At 69.0% G+C, this 16,831-nt stretch carries 15 protein-coding genes; 9 read left to right on the top strand and 6 right to left on the bottom strand.

Annotation, left to right across the window (positions count from 1 at the left end; genetic code table 11):
* Window positions 1-13 precede the first annotated feature (13 nt).
* Genes ACU6XJ_RS06110 through nudC form a run of 3 tightly spaced genes read left to right on the top strand, consistent with a single transcriptional unit; the run spans window position 14 to window position 3,614 of the window.
* Window positions 14-1,300: a M16 family metallopeptidase gene (locus ACU6XJ_RS06110; protein ID WP_476307506.1), complete on the top strand. Its 1,287-nt coding sequence runs from the start codon at window positions 14-16 to the stop codon at window positions 1,298-1,300.
* The gene (locus tag ACU6XJ_RS06105) at window positions 1,297-2,670 is read left to right on the top strand and encodes a M16 family metallopeptidase (protein WP_476307504.1); all 1,374 of its coding nucleotides are present in this window, start codon (window positions 1,297-1,299) and stop codon (window positions 2,668-2,670) included. The genes ACU6XJ_RS06110 and ACU6XJ_RS06105 overlap by 4 nt, the downstream gene beginning before the upstream one ends.
* Complete coding sequence (gene nudC / locus ACU6XJ_RS06100) at window positions 2,667-3,614, top strand: NAD(+) diphosphatase (RefSeq protein WP_476307502.1); 948 nt, start codon at window positions 2,667-2,669, stop codon at window positions 3,612-3,614. The genes ACU6XJ_RS06105 and nudC overlap by 4 nt, the downstream gene beginning before the upstream one ends.
* Here nudC and ACU6XJ_RS06095 read toward each other — a convergent pair whose 3' ends face one another.
* Window positions 3,615-4,412 carry an ABC transporter substrate-binding protein gene (locus ACU6XJ_RS06095; protein ID WP_476307499.1) on the bottom strand — a complete coding sequence of 266 codons (798 nt, stop codon included), beginning with the start codon at window positions 4,410-4,412 and terminating at the stop codon, window positions 3,615-3,617.
* 317 nt (window positions 4,413-4,729) lie between these two features.
* Here ACU6XJ_RS06095 and ACU6XJ_RS06090 point away from each other — a divergent pair, with 317 nt between their 5' ends.
* The 4 genes from ACU6XJ_RS06090 to ACU6XJ_RS06075 all read left to right on the top strand — a co-directional run bounded on the left by ACU6XJ_RS06090 (window position 4,730) and on the right by ACU6XJ_RS06075 (window position 8,636).
* Window positions 4,730-6,802, top strand: coding sequence for an ATP-dependent DNA helicase UvrD2 (locus ACU6XJ_RS06090; protein WP_476307496.1), 2,073 nt, complete (start codon window positions 4,730-4,732; stop codon window positions 6,800-6,802).
* A gap of 681 nt (window positions 6,803-7,483) precedes the next feature.
* Entirely contained in the window at window positions 7,484-7,879 is a 396-nt protein-coding gene (locus tag ACU6XJ_RS06085; RefSeq protein ID WP_476307493.1) for a WhiB family transcriptional regulator, read from the top strand.
* Entirely contained in the window at window positions 7,876-8,109 is a 234-nt protein-coding gene (locus ACU6XJ_RS06080; RefSeq protein ID WP_476307491.1) for a hypothetical protein, read from the top strand. Before ACU6XJ_RS06085 ends, ACU6XJ_RS06080 begins: the two co-directional genes overlap by 4 nt.
* 350 nt (window positions 8,110-8,459) lie before the next feature.
* Window positions 8,460-8,636: a zinc ribbon domain-containing protein gene (locus ACU6XJ_RS06075; RefSeq protein ID WP_476307490.1), complete on the top strand. Its 177-nt coding sequence runs from the start codon at window positions 8,460-8,462 to the stop codon at window positions 8,634-8,636.
* Between the two features lie 1,346 nt (window positions 8,637-9,982).
* Here ACU6XJ_RS06075 and ACU6XJ_RS06070 read toward each other — a convergent pair.
* The 3 genes from ACU6XJ_RS06070 to ACU6XJ_RS06060 all read right to left on the bottom strand — a co-directional run bounded on the left by ACU6XJ_RS06070 (window position 9,983) and on the right by ACU6XJ_RS06060 (window position 12,744).
* Window positions 9,983-11,293 (bottom strand): ABC1 kinase family protein, encoded by a 1,311-nt coding sequence (locus tag ACU6XJ_RS06070; RefSeq protein WP_476307488.1) that lies wholly within the window; start codon window positions 11,291-11,293, stop codon window positions 9,983-9,985.
* A gap of 67 nt (window positions 11,294-11,360) precedes the next feature.
* Window positions 11,361-12,470: a TOMM precursor leader peptide-binding protein gene (locus ACU6XJ_RS06065; RefSeq protein ID WP_476307487.1), complete on the bottom strand. Its 1,110-nt coding sequence runs from the start codon at window positions 12,468-12,470 to the stop codon at window positions 11,361-11,363.
* A gap of 112 nt (window positions 12,471-12,582) precedes the next feature.
* Complete coding sequence (locus ACU6XJ_RS06060) at window positions 12,583-12,744, bottom strand: DUF5679 domain-containing protein (protein ID WP_476307485.1); 162 nt, start codon at window positions 12,742-12,744, stop codon at window positions 12,583-12,585.
* Window positions 12,745-13,078: 334 nt separating this feature from the next.
* Here ACU6XJ_RS06060 and ACU6XJ_RS06055 point away from each other — a divergent pair, with 334 nt between their 5' ends.
* Window positions 13,079-13,600 carry a M48 metallopeptidase family protein gene (locus ACU6XJ_RS06055; RefSeq protein ID WP_476307483.1) on the top strand — a complete coding sequence of 174 codons (522 nt, stop codon included), beginning with the start codon at window positions 13,079-13,081 and terminating at the stop codon, window positions 13,598-13,600.
* 71 nt (window positions 13,601-13,671) lie between these two features.
* On the opposite strand, the gene ACU6XJ_RS06050 is transcribed toward ACU6XJ_RS06055, so the two are convergent.
* Window positions 13,672-15,012: a zinc-dependent metalloprotease gene (locus tag ACU6XJ_RS06050; protein WP_476307481.1), complete on the bottom strand. Its 1,341-nt coding sequence runs from the start codon at window positions 15,010-15,012 to the stop codon at window positions 13,672-13,674.
* A gap of 60 nt (window positions 15,013-15,072) precedes the next feature.
* Here ACU6XJ_RS06050 and ACU6XJ_RS06045 point away from each other — a divergent pair, with 60 nt between their 5' ends.
* A complete protein-coding gene (locus ACU6XJ_RS06045; protein ID WP_476307479.1) occupies window positions 15,073-16,092 on the top strand; it encodes a YlbL family protein in 1,020 nt (339 codons plus the stop codon).
* Window positions 16,093-16,150: 58 nt separating this feature from the next.
* Here ACU6XJ_RS06045 and ACU6XJ_RS06040 read toward each other — a convergent pair whose 3' ends face one another.
* Window positions 16,151-16,690 carry a PPA1309 family protein gene (locus ACU6XJ_RS06040; RefSeq protein ID WP_476307477.1) on the bottom strand — a complete coding sequence of 180 codons (540 nt, stop codon included), beginning with the start codon at window positions 16,688-16,690 and terminating at the stop codon, window positions 16,151-16,153.
* Window positions 16,691-16,831 lie beyond the last annotated feature (141 nt).

Here is a 16,831-nt window from a genome sequence, read left to right as displayed (position 1 = left end):
TAGGCTGGCGACCATGGCCGAACCACAGCTGCACCGCTTCACATTGCCCAATGGGCTGCGTGTGCTGCTTGCGCCGGACACCTCCTCGCCGGTGGTGGGCGTGAGCGTGCATTACGACGTCGGTTTCCGCTCCGAACCAGAAGGGCGAACCGGCTTCGCGCACCTGTTCGAGCATCTGATGTTCCAGGGCAGCGAGAGTTTGGAGAAACTGGCGCACTTCCGGCACGTCCAGTCCTCCGGCGGCACTTTCAACGGTTCGACCCACCCCGACTACACCGACTATTACGAGGTGCTGCCCTCGGCGGCGCTGGAACGCGCGTTGTTCCTCGAGGCCGACCGCATGCGCGCCCCCAAGATCACCGAGGAGAACCTGCGCAACCAGGTCGACGTGGTCAAGGAGGAGATCCGGCTCAACGTGCTGAACCGGCCCTACGGCGGCTTCCCCTGGATTCTGCTGCCGCCGGTGCTGTACTCCACGTTCCCCAACGCGCACAACGGCTACGGCGACTTCACCGAGTTGGAGACCGCCACCACCGACGACTGCGCGGCCTTCTTCGACGCCTACTACGCCCCCGCCAACGCGGTGCTCACCGTAGCGGGCGATTTCGAGATCGCGCACGCCAGTGACCTGATCGCGAAGCACTTCGGCGACGTGCCCGCCCGCCCGGTGCCGCGGCGGCCCTCCTTCGCCGAACCGCCGCCGTCGGGCGAACTGCGCGGCGAGCACGCCGACCCGCACGCCCCGCTGCCCGCGCTCGCGCTGGGCTACCGCATGCCCGACCCGGTGGTCGACCTCGACGCCTACCTCGCCTACGTGGTACTGGCCGACATCCTCACCGACGGCGACGCCTCCCGGCTCCAGCAGCGGATGGTGCACCGCGACGCGCTGGTCACCGATGTGCAGGCGGGCTGCGGGCTGTTCGGCGCCCCGCTGGACGCACGCGACCCGGACACCTTCACGGTCACGATGATCTACTCGCCCGAGGTGGAGGCGGCCCGCGTGATCAACGCGCTGGACGAGGAGTTGGAGCGCCTCGCCGCCGACGGCCCCGACTCTGACGAACTGGCCAGGGTCGAGGCCCGGTCGGCCGCGTCGCTGTACCGCGAGCACGACCGGATCACCTCCCGCACGCTGGCCTTCGGCGCCTTCGAGCTGCTGCACGGCCGCGCCGAGCTGGTCTCCGAACTGCCGCGCAGGCTCGGCGATGTGAGCAGGGAGCAGGTCGCGAACGCGGCCAAGCTGCTGCGTCCCGACTCCCGTGCCGTCCTGACCGTCACGCCTGCCGGAGGTGCCCAGTGACCCAGGTGATCACCCACCGCACCCCCGAGGAGATCGGTCGCACCCCGCAGGGGCCGCGTCCGCTGCCGCCGCTGGGCACCCAGCGGCCGGAGGATTTCCCCTCCCTGGTCGACACCGTGCTGCCCAACGGCCTGCGCATGATCGCGGTCCGGCGCTCCGCGGTGCCGATGGTGGAACTGCGCATGCGGATCCCGTTCGCAGGCAGCGACCCGCTGCACGCCGCGACGGCGGAGGTGCTGGTCAGCTCGCTGCTGAGCGGCACCGCCAACCGCGACCGCATCAGGATCGACACCGATCTGGCCAAGGCCGGTGCGGTCCTCGACGCCTCCGTCGACCCGGAGCGGCTGTCGATCTCCGGCAGTTCGCTGGCGAGCGGGCTGGACACCTTCATCGACGTCGTTTCCGATGTGCTCACCGCCGCGAGCTACCCCGACGGCGAAGTGGAGCGCGAGCGGGACCGCCTGATCGAGCGGCTCACCGTGGCCCGCTCGCAGCCGAGGGTGATCGCCCGCGAGGCGCTGCAGAAGCACCGCTACGGCGACCACCCGTACACCAAGGAGGTGCCGCAGGCCTCGGACGTGGCGGAGGTGTCCGCCGAGCAGGTCCGCGGGCTGCACCGCGACGGCGTGCTGCCGCGCGGTTCGCTGCTGGTCGTGGTCGGCGACATCGACCCGGACGCCGCGGTCGAGCGGATCTCCCGCGGCCTGTCCGGCTGGAGTTCGGACTCCACGGCCGCCGAGTTGCCGCCGCTGCCGACGGTGGGCGGCTCGGACCTGCTGCTGGTCAACCGGCCCGGTGCCGTGCAGTCCCAGATCCGGCTGTCGGCGCAGACGGTGCCCAGGACCGACGAGCGCTACCCGGCGCTGCAACTGGCCAACATGGTCTTCGGCGGCTACTTCTCCTCCCGGCTGGTGGAGAACATCCGCGAGGAGAAGGGCTACACCTACAGCGCCCACTCCAGCTTCGAGTTCACCCTGGACAACGCCACGGTGAACATCGACGCCGACACCGCGAGCGCGGTCACCGCCGCCGCCGTGCACGAGATGCGCTACGAACTCGGCAGGCTGGTCACCGTCCCGCCGAGCGAGTCCGAGGTGGACTCGGCCCGCAACTACGCGATCGGCTCGCTGGTCACCGCGACCTCCTCGCAGTCGGGCCTGGCCAGCACACTGCTCGCGCTGGCCAGCGTTGGCATCTCGCCGGACTGGCTCCGGGTGCACCCGGAGCGGCTGCGGGCCGTCACGGTCGAGCAGGTCGCGGCCGTCGCACGCGAGTTCTACTCGCCTACCGCGTTCACGGGAGTGATCGTGGGCGACGCGGCCGAATTGTCGGCGTCTTTGCGCGCACTCGGTGGTATCCAGGTGTCGTGAAGCACTTCGAGCTCGACGGACTGCCTGCTCTCTCCCGGTCCACTGTGGACCGGAATGATCCACTGCGCGACGACCGCGAAGGTCAGGTCGCCTCCTGGAACTGTGCCCGTGTCCTGCTGGTGGACGCCAAGGGCAAGGCCTGCGTCACCGGCGGCCACCGGCCGAAGCTGGTGCTGTGCAAGGGGGTCGAACTCGGCGAGGCGCCGCCGGAGGAGGCGGTGCTGCTCGGTGAGCTTGACGGGCAGACCTACTGGGCGCTGCGTGCCGAGCAGCACTGCGCGTCGGGGGCGAAGGCCAGCGTGCCCTCCGACGCGGTGTGGCAGAACCTGCGCGAGTGCGGCGCCCTGCTCGACGACACCGACGCCGGTCTGTTGACGGCCTCGGTCGGCGTGCTGGTGTGGCATGCCCAGAACCGCTTCTGCGGCCGCTGCGGCGAGCCCACCACCCCCGCGCGGGCGGGCTGGGTGCGGCACTGTTCCGGTTGCGGCGCCGAGGAGTACCCGCGCACCGACCCCGCGGTGATCTGCCTGGTGCACGACGGTGTCGGCACCAACGGCAGCCATGTGCTGCTGGCCCGCGGCCCCCAGTGGCCTGCGAACCGGATGTCGGTGCTGGCCGGTTTTGTCGAGGCGGGCGAGTCGCTGGAGGCCTGCGTGATGCGGGAGATCGCCGAGGAGGTCGGCCTCCAGGTCCGCGACCTGCGTTACCTGGGCAGCCAGCCGTGGCCGCTGCCCCGCTCACTCATGATCGCCTTCACCGCGACAGCCGACCGCGACCAGCCGCTGCGGCTCCAGGAGGGCGAGATCGCACAGGCCCGCTGGGTGTCGCGGGCCGAGATCCGCGAGGCGCTGGGCAGACCCGCCGACGCCGAGGACCTGGTGTTGCCGTTCGGCGTCTCCATCGCCTACCGCATGCTCCGCTCCTGGGCCGCTGTCGACGAGTAGCTATTCTGGATCGGGCTGGTCGCCGAACCACTTCACCCGCATCCTGGTCAGGGTCCCGTCCTTCTTGATCTTGTCGAGCAGTCCGTCGATGCGTTCCCGCAGCTGCTCATTGCCCTTGCGCACCGCGATGCCGTAATGCTGTCCGGTGGTGATCTCCTCGACGACGGCGAGCCGCCCGTCCCGGTTGGCATAGGCCTTCAGCGCGCCGTGGTTGCTGATCGCGGCGTCCGCCTTCTCCGCCGCCACCGCCGCTAGCTGGGCTTCCGCGGTGTCGAAGCGGAGGATGCGAATTCCGGTGCCGCGCTGCGCCGCGTAGTCGTCATTCGTGGTGTCGGCCTGGACCGCGATCGTCCGGCCCTTGAGTCCGGCCCATCCGGTGATACCCGAATCCCGCCGCACCAGCAGCCCGAAGTTGGCGGGCAGGTAGGGCTGGGAGAAGTCCACGAGCTTCTCCCGCACATCGGTGATGGTGAAGGGCGCGGAAACGATGTCGCAGACCTCGGCATTGAGCGCCTCGCCGGAGTCGAGCACCTCGAACGGCATCTCGACCAGCTTTTCCTTGACGCCAAGCTGGACGGCGATGAGCCTGGTCAGATCGGCGTTGAAGCCCGCGACCTCGTTGCCGCGGCGGAACATGAACGGTTCGGTGCCGTAGAACACGCAGCTGGTGAGCTGCTCATCGTGCACGAGTTGCACCTGCGGGGTCTGCGGGCTCGGTGGGGTGGAACCGCAGGCTGCGATCAGGGTGGTGACCGACAGTGCGGCGACGACTTTCCTGGTGTGGGAACTTCTCGACACAGGTGATGCCCTCTGGTCTCGAATCAGGGATGGCCGGAAAACGGGACTTCGCCGTGAAGTTGCCGGCATCCTGCCGGCTCGAACACGCAGGCACAATGTCAGTACTTTCAATGCAAATGGCGGATTATCGCCCGGTGACAAATAAGGTACGGATTTCCGTGCCCCGGATGTATCGCTCGCAGGTTTTCTCTCATGCGGACAAGTGACAATTCATGACAGGCGTTTTGCCAGGCGGTAAATCAGCGGTGGACAGGGGAGGGCGACGCGCCGGGCGGGGCCTGCCCGACGCCTGCGAACACAGGTGCGAGGATGGGCCGATGGCGCGGGAACAGGAACTGCTGGACGGGCTCGATCCGGAGCAGCAGGCGGCCGTACTCGCGCCCCGCGGCCCGGTCTGTGTGCTGGCGGGGGCGGGCACCGGCAAGACCCGCACGATCACTCGCCGCATCGCCTATCTCGTGCACCTCGGCCACGTCGCACCCGGCCAGGTCCTGGCCGTCACGTTCACGGCGCGGGCCGCGGGGGAGATGCGCACCCGGCTGCGCGAACTCGGCGTCGGAGGCGTGCAGGCCAGGACGTTCCACGCCGCCGCACTCCGCCAGCTTCGCTACTTCTGGCCGCGAGTGGTGGGCGACGAGCCCTGGCACCTTGTCGAAGGCAAGCTGCGGCTGGTCAAGCAGGCCGCGCACCGCGCGGGCGCGCCGACCGAGATCGAGTCCCTGCGCGACTTCGCCTCCGAGATCGAGTGGGCCAAGGCCTCCCTGGTCACCCCCGACGACTACCCGACCGCGGTGGCCAAGGCGCACCGCGAGACCCCGGGCCCCGCCGAACAGGTGGCCAAGGTCTATGCCGCCTACGAGCAGGCGAAGCTCGCCGCGCGCCTGCACGACTTCGACGACCTGCTGCTGCACACCGCCGCGGTTCTGGAGGAGCACGGCGAGGTCGCGACCGAGTTCCGGGACCGCTACCGCTGCTTCGTGGTGGACGAGTACCAGGACGTCACCCCGCTGCAGCAACGCGTGCTGTCCGCGTGGTTGGGCAACCGCGACGACCTGACCGTGGTCGGCGACGCCAACCAGACCATCTACACCTTCGCCGGTGCCTCCCCGCGCTGGCTGCTGGACTTCCCCCGCCGGTTCCCCGAGGTCACCGTGGTCCGGCTGGAACGCGACTACCGCTCCACCCCGCAGGTGGTCTCCCTGGCCAACCGGGTGATCGACGCCGCCCGCGGCCGCCCGGCGGGCTCACGGCTGCGGCTGATCGGCCAGCGCCCCGCGGGCCCGGAACCGGCCTTCGCCGAATACGACGACGAGCCCGCCGAGGCCGCCGCCGTCGCTGCCAAGATCAAGAAGCTGCTGGCCGCTGGCGTGACCGCGAGCGAGATCGCGGTGCTGTTCCGGGTCAACGCCCAGTCCGAGGTCTACGAGCAGGCGCTGACCGAATTGGAGATCCCGTACCAGGTCCGCGGCGGCGAGCGCTTCTTCAACCGCCCTGAGGTCCGCCAGGCCATGGTGACCCTGCGGCAGGCCGCCAACTCCCCGTCGGGCGAGGAAATGCCCGACATCGTGCGTCAGGTATTGAACGGCCTCGGCCTGACCGGCCGCGCCCCCGCGGGCGGTCAGGCGCGGGAGAAATGGGAGTCACTGCGCGCACTCGCCGAACTGGCCGAGGAGTTCGCCGCCGCCGAACCCACCGCGGACCTGGCCAGGTTCTGCACCGAACTCCAGCTGCGGGCCGAGGCGCAGCACCCGCCCACGGTGGAGGGCATCACGCTGGCCTCGCTGCACGCGGCGAAGGGCCTCGAGTGGGACGCCGTGTTCTTGGTGGGTCTGGTCGAAGGCACCCTGCCCATCCAGCACGCCGACGGCGACGAGGCCGCGATCGAGGAGGAGCGCAGGCTGCTCTACGTCGGCGTGACCAGGGCCCGCGAGCACCTGCACCTGTCCTGGGCACTGGCCAGGAACGCGGGCAACCGCCGCAACCGCCGCCGCAGCCGCTTCCTCTACAGCCTGATCCCCGACAACCACCCGGCCGCGCTGCCCGGCAGGTCCCGCACCCCCGGCTTCCAGCCCGCGGTCCGCCGCGCCGCCCCCACCTGCCACATCTGCGCCCAGGCGCTGATCAGCCCGATGGCCATCAAGCTCGGCCGCTGCACCGGCTGCCCGTCCAATATCGACGAGGGACTGCTGGCCCGCCTGAGGTCCTGGCGCGGCGAACGCGCCAAGCAACTCAAGGTGCCCCCGTACGTGGTCTTCACCGACGCCACCCTGACCGCCATCGCCGAACGCCAACCCGCCGATGACGCCGCCCTGGTCGCGATCCCCGGCATCGGCGCCAACAAACTGGCCACCTTCGGCGGAGACGTCCTCCGCATCATCAACCGCTCCTGACACCGGCAGCCGGTCGCCTTTGGGCGTCGGTTGGCCCGTCTGGGCCTCCCCCGGAAGTGGCTTCCCTGGCATGATGTCGGAGGAGCTTCGCTGCGACGTGTGGGGCCCCTGAGCTGCTCTAATAGGTGTATTGCAGGCCGGTTATGCCCAAACGGATAAATGAGTTGTGCGGGTGTGCTGCGGTCTAATAGCCTGCCAAGGACCGGATGGAGAAGGTCCTCCGGTTGGACAACTCGACTCGCGGAAGGTGGTGGAACCAGTGAAGAAAACTCTGATCATGAGCACCCCTGGCCACCTCCTGACCAGGGTCGACTGCATGTTTGACGGAACCAGTGTGTTCGCCGGTATGGCTCGCCCCACGACCAAGGGCGGCTGGCGCAATGCGCAGGAGAAGTCTGCCCTCCTCCAGGGGTATGAGCCTGCCGCGACCCGACGTCAGCGAGTGCTGCCGATCGCCGTGACCACTGATTTCCCGTCTCCACCATCCGTTGCTTTGGAGCGACGTCTCTGACGCCCAGTCAGGACTAAAGGCTCACGAAGGCCGCGGACCCGAGATCGGATCCGCGGCCTTCGTGTTTGTTCAGGCACCTCATCCACCCAACGCAAGATCAAAAAAACCATGGGAAAACCCGTTCGCATCATCGTTTTCGCCAACATCGCAGCCGAGAAAGAAGGAACCTGATGTTGACCAGCAGTGTGCCGATACGCGAGGCGGCTGTGCCTGCTCCTCGCGAGGAAAGCACCTCGGGGGTCCTCGACCTACTGGAAGCGGCGCCCGCCGCGGGTCTCGAACTGCCCTGCCGGGCAGGGGAGGCCGACCTCTGGTTCGCCGACGCTCCCGCCGAGTTGGAGCGCGCCAAGCAGCTGTGCGACAGCTGCCCCGTGAAGGCCGAATGCCTCGCAGGCGCTCTTGCCCGGCGTGAGCCATGGGGCGTCTGGGGCGGCGAGATCTTCGAACGCGGCGCCGTGATCGCCCGCAAGCGTCCGCGGGGCCGTCCCCGCAAGCAGGACCGAAACCTGACCACCACTACCGCGGTATCCGTTGATGCCGCTGCATCCAAGGAGGCGGCGGCATGACCGGCGACCGCACATTCATCGGCCACCAGCACCTGGGGAACGGACATATGTTCATCCAAGAAGCTCTGGCTCGTTCTCGACGATCGGACGGTGAGTACCGACGCGCCGCCGAAAGGCGAGTGGCCCGTCAACTGGCCTCCGCCCGCCGCTGGCGCTGGCTGGCAGGCACTGCCGACGGCCGCGCCGACAGGGTCGAGAGCAAGCTGCGCACCCTGACCGACATCTACTGACACCCGCGCGGCCGGCGGAGACACCCGTCCCCGCCGCCCGCGCGGCCAACCACCACGCCCACCACGCACCGGTCCGTTGCAGATCAGGTGTCCCGGTACGACGACCCGGTCACCGAGCCCACCTCACATCGGTCCGTTGCCGAGCGCGCGTCCCCGATGCGACGAACCAGCAATCGGTACCGCCGCACGCGGTGACGGCGAACATCGCGCCCACTGGCCTGCCGCCAGGAAATCGCGAGGAACGGCGACACACCCCGTCGACGATCCGACAAACCGACCACTACCGAATGGGTGCCGCCCGCGGAGTTGCTCCGCGGGCGGCACTCGCCTATGCCGTAGCTTCACAAGACGTGCCCGACACCGAAACCTGCCACCGCTGCGGCCACTCAAGATCCGCAAGCTCCCCACTCGAATCGCTCTCCTGGGTCTCCGAGCGCATCGCGGACCGCCGCGTCTGGCTCTGCCCCTCCTGCGCCAGAGCCCACACCCGCGACATCGAAGCCAAACTCCCGACCGAGTACTGGTAACCACAACCCGGCAACTGCCCTCCCACCAACTGCCGCGCGGTCGGCAGGCAATGCATACCTGGTCGTCGTACCGGCGCCGAGCCTCGCCGGCACCCGCCCGCTGATCGCCCTGCCGGGGCGGCAGCCCGGCGGTCGGTAGTGGTCGTCTCTGATCCGCGGTAACCGCCACCGCCACAAAGTCTTTACTGTCAGCTCTGACCTGTCAGCGAACAAACCCCGCTCTCTGAGCGACCCGCGATCCCGTCGTCGGGGACAAACCCACCTGCCGGTCACAGGACCCCCGCCAAGCGGCCCCACGCAACTGCCCGTCGGTCGTACAAACCCCTACCCGTCGGTCACAAGACCCCCCGCCTAGCAGCCCCACGCAACCCGCTCGTCGGCTATACGAAACCCCTACCTCCCTGTCACAAGACATCCTTGCCGGCGGCCTTTCGAAACCCTGCCCAGCGGCCATGCGAAACCGTGCCCAGCGGCCTTTCGAAACCCTGCCCAGCGGCAGTACGAAATAGCTGCCGGTCGGGCCGCAATCGCCGTCCGACCTATAACCGCTGTTGCTCAAAATCCGCCGGCTTCTTACGGCCGCTCCCGGATTGGAAGCCGCGATAACGACGCTTCCCAATCGCCGAACGCTAGGATTGATTCGGGGGGAGCTGAAAATACGCAGGACGTCATCATGCGCCCCTGGGTCGACATCATGATCCCCCAGGAGCGCATGATGCCGACTCAGGGAGATTTGATCCGAGCGATTCGGGCTATGCGGACTGGGATGGTGAAGGAGTTTCGGACGACACGCGCGAGGTGTGTGCGTTGGTAGAAATTCGCCGGATTCGCAGAGGTTTTGATCGGCGACCCATCCGCGGTTCGCTCACCTTCGCGATGCGATTCGGGAGCGACTGAGGGAACGTTCCTGGGCAGTCGGATAACGATTGGGGACACCATGGTTGCTTGCGCCTGAGCGCCGAATCGGGATCGGGGCGGATGTCATCGTACATATGAACCCTAAGCCGCGAAAAGGGGATTCGCTACTGGCAGCGTGCGATGGGCGTAGCTTTCGCAGCGGGTTGGGCCGGGCACCACCGATCATATGGACCCGGACTCGCCCAAAAGGGTGATTGGGCTGCGGGTGGGGTGCAGAGGGCGTAGCTTCGCAGCCGGTGCGGCGGAGGTTGCCGGTCGCATGGAAGTGTGCCCGCCGCAAGAGGATTCGGCTGAGAGTGGAGTGCTGATGTGGGGCACGCAGTCGATTTGGCATGTCGCCGGATCAAGGTGCGCATTCTGATGTCGGCTCACGATTATGGGTGACTCCGGGGCGCGGTGGATGGCGCAGGGTGGCGTTCTTCGCAACGTCAGTCGGCGAAGCCGGGTTGCCACTTTTCGACGATTCGGCGGACTTCTACTTCGGCTTCCAGTTGGCAGAGGATGCCGGTGGTGCCCGCGGTGACGCGGTGGACCATCAGGTAGTGCGGTGGGAGGTTCAGGGAGCGGCCGGTGCGGCTGTCGGGGCTGCGGAGGTCGCCGACCCGGTAGGCCTGCTTTTGCAGCCAGCGGCGGGTGAAATGGAACTTCTCGGTGAGTAAGGGCTGGGTGAAAGGCGCCAGGTAGGTCATGACGTCTTCGGGGAAGATCTCCATATGGGGATTGATGAAACCCTCTTCGCGGAGGAGTTCCATCAGTTCTTCCTGGCGCTGCTCCATTGCCAGTCGGGTGATCACGCCGAGTGGGCGGGGAATTCCCTCGGGGAGGCGGGCGACGGCGCCGAAGTCGATGACGCAGAGGCGGTTGTCGGCGGTGAGCATGTAATTGCCGGGGTGCGGGTCGGCATGCAGCAGGCCGCTCCGTGCGGGCGCGGAGAAATGGAATTCGGCGAGCAGTTGGCCCGCGCGGTTGCGGGTGGCCTGGTCACCGTGCTTGATGATGTGGGCCAGCGGAGTGCCGTGCACCCACTCGGTCACCATCACCTTCGGGGCGCTGGCCACCACGCGGGGCACCCGGAACTGCTCGTCGTCGGCGAAGGCCTTGGCGAACGCGCGCTGGCTCTCCGCCTCGCCGCGGTAGTCCAGTTCCTCGGCCATCCGGTCGTGCAGCTCGTTGAGCAGCGGCTTGATCTCCGCACCAGGCACGATCACCTGGAACAGCCGGGAGAAGCGCTGAAGCTGGCGCAGATCGGCCAGCAGGGCCTCGTCGGCGCCCGGGTACTGCACCTTGACCGCGACCTCGCGGCCGTCATGCCAGATCGCCCGATGCACCTGGCCGATGCTGGCCGCCGCCGCAGGCTCATCATCGAACTCGGTGAACCGCTGCGTCCACTTCGCGCCCAGCTGCTCGGCCAGCACCCGGTGCACGGTGGGCGCGGGCAGCGGCGGGGCCGCCGACTGAAGCTTCGTCAGCGCCTCGCGGTAGGGCGCGGCCAACTCGTCGGGAATCGCGGCTTCGAACACGCTCAGGGCCTGGCCGAACTTCATGGCGCCGCCCTTGAGCTGGCCCAGCACCGCGAACAGCTGCTCGGCGGTCTTGGCGGAGAATTCCGCGTTGATCTCGTCCGCGCTGTGTCCGATCAGGCGCTTGCCCCAGCCCGCGGCGACTCGGCCCGCCACGCCGATGGGCAGGCTGGCGAGCTTCGCCGTGCGCTGCACGCTGCGACGCGGAATGTCGGTCACCCGGCGAGTCCTCCAACTGAGGGGATCGACCCGCGGCTTTACAGGTGATCCGAACCATGTCCTGCAATCACACTAGGCCATGCGATTGCCCCGCGGCAGCCCCGCACGAGCAGTGCGGATGCGGTTCCCACCTGCGTCGCCGCAGTTCACCCTCGAAGGGGTCGAATTCCAGTGTGGCGTTCCAAGTCGGCGGTGGGGAGTTCGTCCCGGTATGAGCAAGCGCCAGCAGTGCCTGCGCCAGTCCCACGCTCGCCGTCGCGTTCAGGCTCGCCAGATCGGCGGGCTGGCTGCGGCCCGCCAACTGCGCCGCCAGCGTCGGCCAACTCGGGTCGCGGTCGGTCCGCTGGAGATCGGCGCAGGTCAGGCAGCTGGTGCGACCCGGTATCACCAGCGGGCCGACGATGCCGGTGCCCTCCCGCACCCGGACCGGGAGGTGCGGGACGCGTTGCCGGACGAGCTCGCCGACCACCGAAGGGGCGGGCACCACACAGTCGGTGAGCACCGCCAGGTCGGGTGATCCGCGCGAAGGAACCGCCGAGTCGAATTCGGGCGCCGTCCGCCGCACCAGGTCGGTCAGCGCTTCCCGGCGGGACCGCCCGAGATCGGCTTCCAGCAGGCCGGTGCCGAGGTCCTCGCGCTGCACGTCACCCGCGCTGTCCACCCGGACATCCCCGATGCCCGCGGTCGCCAGCAGTCCCGCCATCGCCGCCGCCAGCCGTCCCGTGCCGTGCACGAGGACGATGGCGCCCGCGCGGTCGGCGACCGGCTTGCCGCCCGGCGTCCCGTTGCGCAGCGTCCAGGCCGTGACGTCGGCGCTGAGCCGGTGGTGGTTGCCCACCTGCCGGGTCTGCACCGGAACGCTCGCGGCGTCGTCGAGCACCTTGGCCGCGTCGAGATTGCGCAGCAGCTGGATGATCTGTGCCCGCTCGATGCCCGCGCCCGTGGCGACCTTGAGCAGTTCGCCCAGCCGGTAGCGGCCGTCCAGTTGCCGCAGCAGACCGGCCAGTTCAGCGCCGAGACCGGACAGCACCACCCCGTGCCGCGGGTCGATGCCGAGCTGGACGGTGTCCTCCGCCCGCCACAGCATCGCCAGCCCCGGCAGCACCCTGGGCCGCTCGGGTAACCCGTCCTCCGCCGCCATCAGCACGCCGCCCGGCGCCGTCATGCCGTTGCCCATCGTCCAAGCCTCGCAGCCTTCGTCCCCAGGTCGCAAAACGGCTATCCACAGGCCGTTGACACGACGCCGCCGCGAGGAGCGGTGTCCTCGCGGCGGCGTCGAGCCGGAATTCTCAGCTTGCCTTGCCCAGGATTCGGGTCATGGTGGTGCCGCAGGTCGGGCACTTGCCTTTCGCCATCCGGCGGCTGTTCTTCTCCTCGACCTGTCCCTGGAAGTCCCGCTTCTCACGGCACTTCACGCAATAGCCGTTGTAAGTCTCGGTCTTGGTTGCCACGCGCGCTCTCCTTCGCTCTCGCCCGTAGTCCGCAGTCCGAAGCGCAGGTGAAGCCCAACTTGTAGCGCTCAGACGCAGGTACTCGCGGCCACGCTATAGGGGAGTAAATGTCGATACGTGCATGCGCGGTGTCACGTGTCCGGTTGGATGTGTGATCACGTTTCGTGCCCAAAACGCGGACCTATGCAGATTTGCGGTCCCATTGGGCGGCGCTTACGGGTGAGGTAGACACGTTGGTTTAGGTTCGCGAACCGCTGGGTAGTGGTATGCATCGTTTCGATGAGCCTGAACGGGCGCTGCTCATGGCGTCGGGACTTCTCGTAGGCTCTTCGACGTGCCAGAAACGCGCGTGCAGGTCCGCCGCAGCAAACGACGTACCAGGACCGTCAGCGCGTACCGCAAGGGCGAAGAGATCATCGTGATGATCCCGGCCAGGATGACCCGCGCGGAGGAGCAGCACTGGGTGGCGGAGATGCTGGCGCGGCTGCAGCGCAGCGAGGCCCGACGGCCCAAGAGCATCTCCGACGATGCGCTGATGGCCCGCTGTGAACAGCTGTCCCGCCGTTACCTCGACGGCCGGGCGACGCCGACGACCGTGCGCTGGGTGCCGCCGATGCGCACCCGCTGGGCATCCTGCACGCCGATGGACGGCTCGATCCGTATCAGCGAGCGGCTCCGCGAGGTGCCGACGTGGGTACTGGACTACGTGCTGCTGCACGAGTTGGCCCACCTGCTGGTACCCGGCCACGGCAAGGCGTTCTGGGCGCTGCTGAAGAGCTACCCGCGCACCGAACGCGCCGTCGGCTACCTGGAAGGCCTTTCCGCGGGCATGGGCGAGACGATCACCGAGGACTGAGCCACGCAGAACTTCGGCGCACGGATTTTCCGGGCCGGGCCTGCGTCAGAGCGGCGGCGCGGTGCGGCCGGTCAGCTCTCGTCGGGCTTGTCGCGGTCTTTGTTGGCTTCGCGCTCGAGTTGCGCCATCGGGTCGTCGCCGAGGGCGCCGGTCTTGCCGAAGTTCTCCAGGAAGTCCAGCGGGTCGTCCAGGTCCGCCGAGCTGGGCACCAGGTCGGGGTGCGCCCACACCGAGTCGCGGGCCTCGATGCCGTGCTTGTCGGTGAGCTGCTGCCACAGCGCGGCGGCCCGCCGCAGCCGCCGGGGGCGCAGTTCCAAGCCGACCAGGGTGGCGAAGGTCTGCTCCGCCGGACCGCCGGTGGCGCGGCGGCGGCGCAGCGTCTCGCGCAGCGCGTCCGCTCCGGGCAGCCGGTCCCCGATGGCGGCGCCGACCACGACGTCCACCCAGCCCTCGACCAGTGCCAACAGCGTCTCCAGCCTGCCGAGCGCGGCCTTCTGCTCCTCGGTGGTCTGCGGCTCGAGCAGCCCGTCCCGCAGAGCGTCCTCCAGCGCCGCCGGGTTCGCCGGGTCGACCTTGCCCGCCAGGTCCTCCAGCGCGGTGGTGTCCACCTTGATCCCGTGCGCGAACTCCTCCACGGTGGCCAGCAGCCGCTGACGCAGCCACGGCACGTGCGCGAACAACCGGTGGTGCGCGGCCTCCCTGGCGGCGAGGAACACCATCACCTCACCGCGCGGCAGGTCCAGGCCCGACATGAACTTCTCCACGTTGCCCGGCAGCAGCGCCGCCACGCCCTCCGGGCCAAGCGGCAGACCGACGTCGGTGGAGCTGAGCACCTCGCCCGCCAGTTGGCCGAGGCCGTTGCCGAGCTGGGAGCCGAAGGCCAGCCCGCCCATCTGGCCGACCATGGACAGCAGCGGACCGGCCATCTCGCGGGCCTCGGCGGGCATCGACTCCACCCAGGCGCCCGCGACCTGCTTCGCCACCGGATCGCACAGCCTGCGCCAGGTGGCGATGGTGTGCTCCACCCACTCCTGCGCCGACCAGGCGACCGAGGTGCGGGCGCCCGCGGGCAGCGTGGTGGTGGAGTCCAGCCACACCTCGGCCAGCCGGACGGCCTCGGTGACCGCGCCGGACTGCTCGCCGGTCGGCCGCCCGCCGCCGCCCGCGGCGTTCACGCGCTGCACGGCAAGCTGCTTGGCGAGGTCGTAGTTGACCGGATCGGATGACGTCTGGGCCTGGCTGAGCGCGTGACCGAGCTGGGAGAGCATCTGCCCCAGCGCACCGAGATCCATTCCGGGCATGCCGCCGAAACCGGGCAGCTCATCGCCCGGCTTGTTCGGCTCGCCGCCCCGCTTCCGGCGGTCCGGGTCGTCTGGGTCGCCGAGGTTGAACCCGAATGGCAGATCGGTCATGTCTCCACGGTACGCGGGCTTACACCATCGGCATCGGGTGAGTAGGTACTGTGTGCGACCGTGACAAGGAGAACCTGGACGCTGCTGGTGAGCATCCTGCTGGTGATCACCTTCGGGTTGCTCGGCGGATTCGTCCGCGTTCCCTACGTTGCCCTCGGGCCGGGACCGACGTTCAACACCCTCGCCGACGCGCGGGGGCAGACGGTGGTGGAGATCGCGGGTCAGACCACGTTTCCCACCGCCGGTCACCTGAACATGACGACGGTATCGGTGACCGACCACCTCACCCTCTTCGGTGCGCTCGGCCTGTGGGCCAGCGGCCGGTACGCGCTGGCCCCGCGGGATGAGATCTACCCGCCCGGCAAGTCGGAGGACCAGGTCGAGCAGGAGAACGTCAAGGCGTTCAAGGACTCCAAGACCACCGCCGAGGTCGCCGCGTTGCGTTACCTCGGCTACCCGACCAAGGCGCTGGTCGGCGAGATCGTCAAGGGCAGTCCCGTGGACGGCACACTGGAGCCGGGCGACCAGTTGGTGGAGGTCGCGGGCAAGCCGGTGACCAACGCCGAGGAGGTGCGGGCGGCGCTGGGCGACTCGAAGCCCGACCAGCAGGTCACCGTTCGCTTCAAGCGCAACGCCGAGGACCGCACGGGAACCTTCACGCTCGCCGCCAAGGACGACCGGCAGCAGGGCTTTCTCGGTGTCGCCGCGATCGACCGGCCGGACGTGCCGTTCACCATCAAGATCAGCCTCGCGGACACCGGCGGCCCATCAGCCGGGCTGATCTTCGCGCTGGCCATCGTGGACAAGCTGACGCCGGGGGAGATCAACGGCAGCCAGTTCATCGCGGGCACCGGCGAGATCAACGAAGAGGGCGAGGTCGGCCCCATCGGCGGCATCCCGTTCAAGATGGTCGCCGCCAAGGAGGCGGGCGCCAAGGTGTTCCTGGTCCCGGCGGACAACTGCGCCGAGGCCAAGTCCCGTGCGCCCCAGGACCTCCAGTTGGTGAAGGTCGGCTCGCTCACCGAGGCCGTCAAGGCCCTCGACGCCCTCCGCGCGGGCACCGCGGCGCCAAGCTGCTAGTGCCTCCCGCGCCGTAACACCGGCGCCGCGCTGCCCTCCGCGCCGGAGCGCGGTACCGCTAGTCCCGGAAGGTCGCGCGCAACGCGTCGATGAGGTTGGGCGCCAACTCTGGGTGCTCGATGATCTCGTCCGGCGTCTCGGCGTCCCCTCGGACGCGCAGCACACAGGCACCGCTGCCGTCGCGCAGCACCGCGGCCACCACGCGGGCCTCGCGGCGGGCCGGGTGCTCGGCGGCGATGCGGCGGGCCATCTCCGGGTCCATGTCCGGCTCGCTCACCTCGGGCTCGGCCTCCGGCGGCAGCACCACGATTTCCTGCGCCAGCGCGCAACCCACCACGGCCTCCGGCCAGCCGATGCCCGCCAACGCGTCGGCGAGGTCGCCATCGGGCAGTGCCTCCTGAGCCACCGGGGTGTAGGGCGCCGACGGGTCGAGCTGTCCCGCGAGGTCCGGCTCTCTGCTCAGCAGGTCGGCGGTGGGCACCAGCGCGAACAGCTGCGTCGGCTGGTCCCAGCCGCCCGAGGAGACGAATTCCTCGACCTCACGGGCAGCGGCGGGCAGGGCGGGCGGGCTCTGCGGAGTCGTCGGCACGTCACTCATCGTCGCATCCTCGCCGAACCCGTGCGAAACACCGTATGCACCAGTGCCGGGAACTGCGGGCCACCTCTCTACAGTTGGACATACGGAGTGGTTCACGGGCCGGCACCGTAGCCGGCTGACGGACAAACCGCCATCAACACC

This window comes from Actinorectispora metalli, from assembly GCF_056323685.1.
Note: the sequence above shows the minus strand (reverse complement) of the source record. Positions and strands in the feature narration are given on the sequence as shown.

Bases quoted from the DNA above. Each gene is read 5' to 3' on its own strand.
- ACU6XJ_RS06085 (WP_476307493.1), top strand. From the start codon at position 7,484: ATGTTGACCAGCAGTGTGCCGATACGCGAGGCGGCTGTGCCTGCTCCT.
- ACU6XJ_RS06080 (WP_476307491.1), top strand. From the start codon at position 7,876: ATGACCGGCGACCGCACATTCATCGGCCACCAGCACCTGGGGAACGGA.
- ACU6XJ_RS06040 (WP_476307477.1), bottom strand. From the start codon at position 16,690: ATGAGTGACGTGCCGACGACTCCGCAGAGCCCGCCCGCCCTGCCCGCC.
- ACU6XJ_RS06110 (WP_476307506.1), top strand. From the start codon at position 14: ATGGCCGAACCACAGCTGCACCGCTTCACATTGCCCAATGGGCTGCGT.
- ACU6XJ_RS06065 (WP_476307487.1), bottom strand. From the start codon at position 12,470: ATGGGCAACGGCATGACGGCGCCGGGCGGCGTGCTGATGGCGGCGGAG.
- ACU6XJ_RS06090 (WP_476307496.1), top strand. From the start codon at position 4,730: ATGGCGCGGGAACAGGAACTGCTGGACGGGCTCGATCCGGAGCAGCAG.
- ACU6XJ_RS06050 (WP_476307481.1), bottom strand. From the start codon at position 15,012: ATGACCGATCTGCCATTCGGGTTCAACCTCGGCGACCCAGACGACCCG.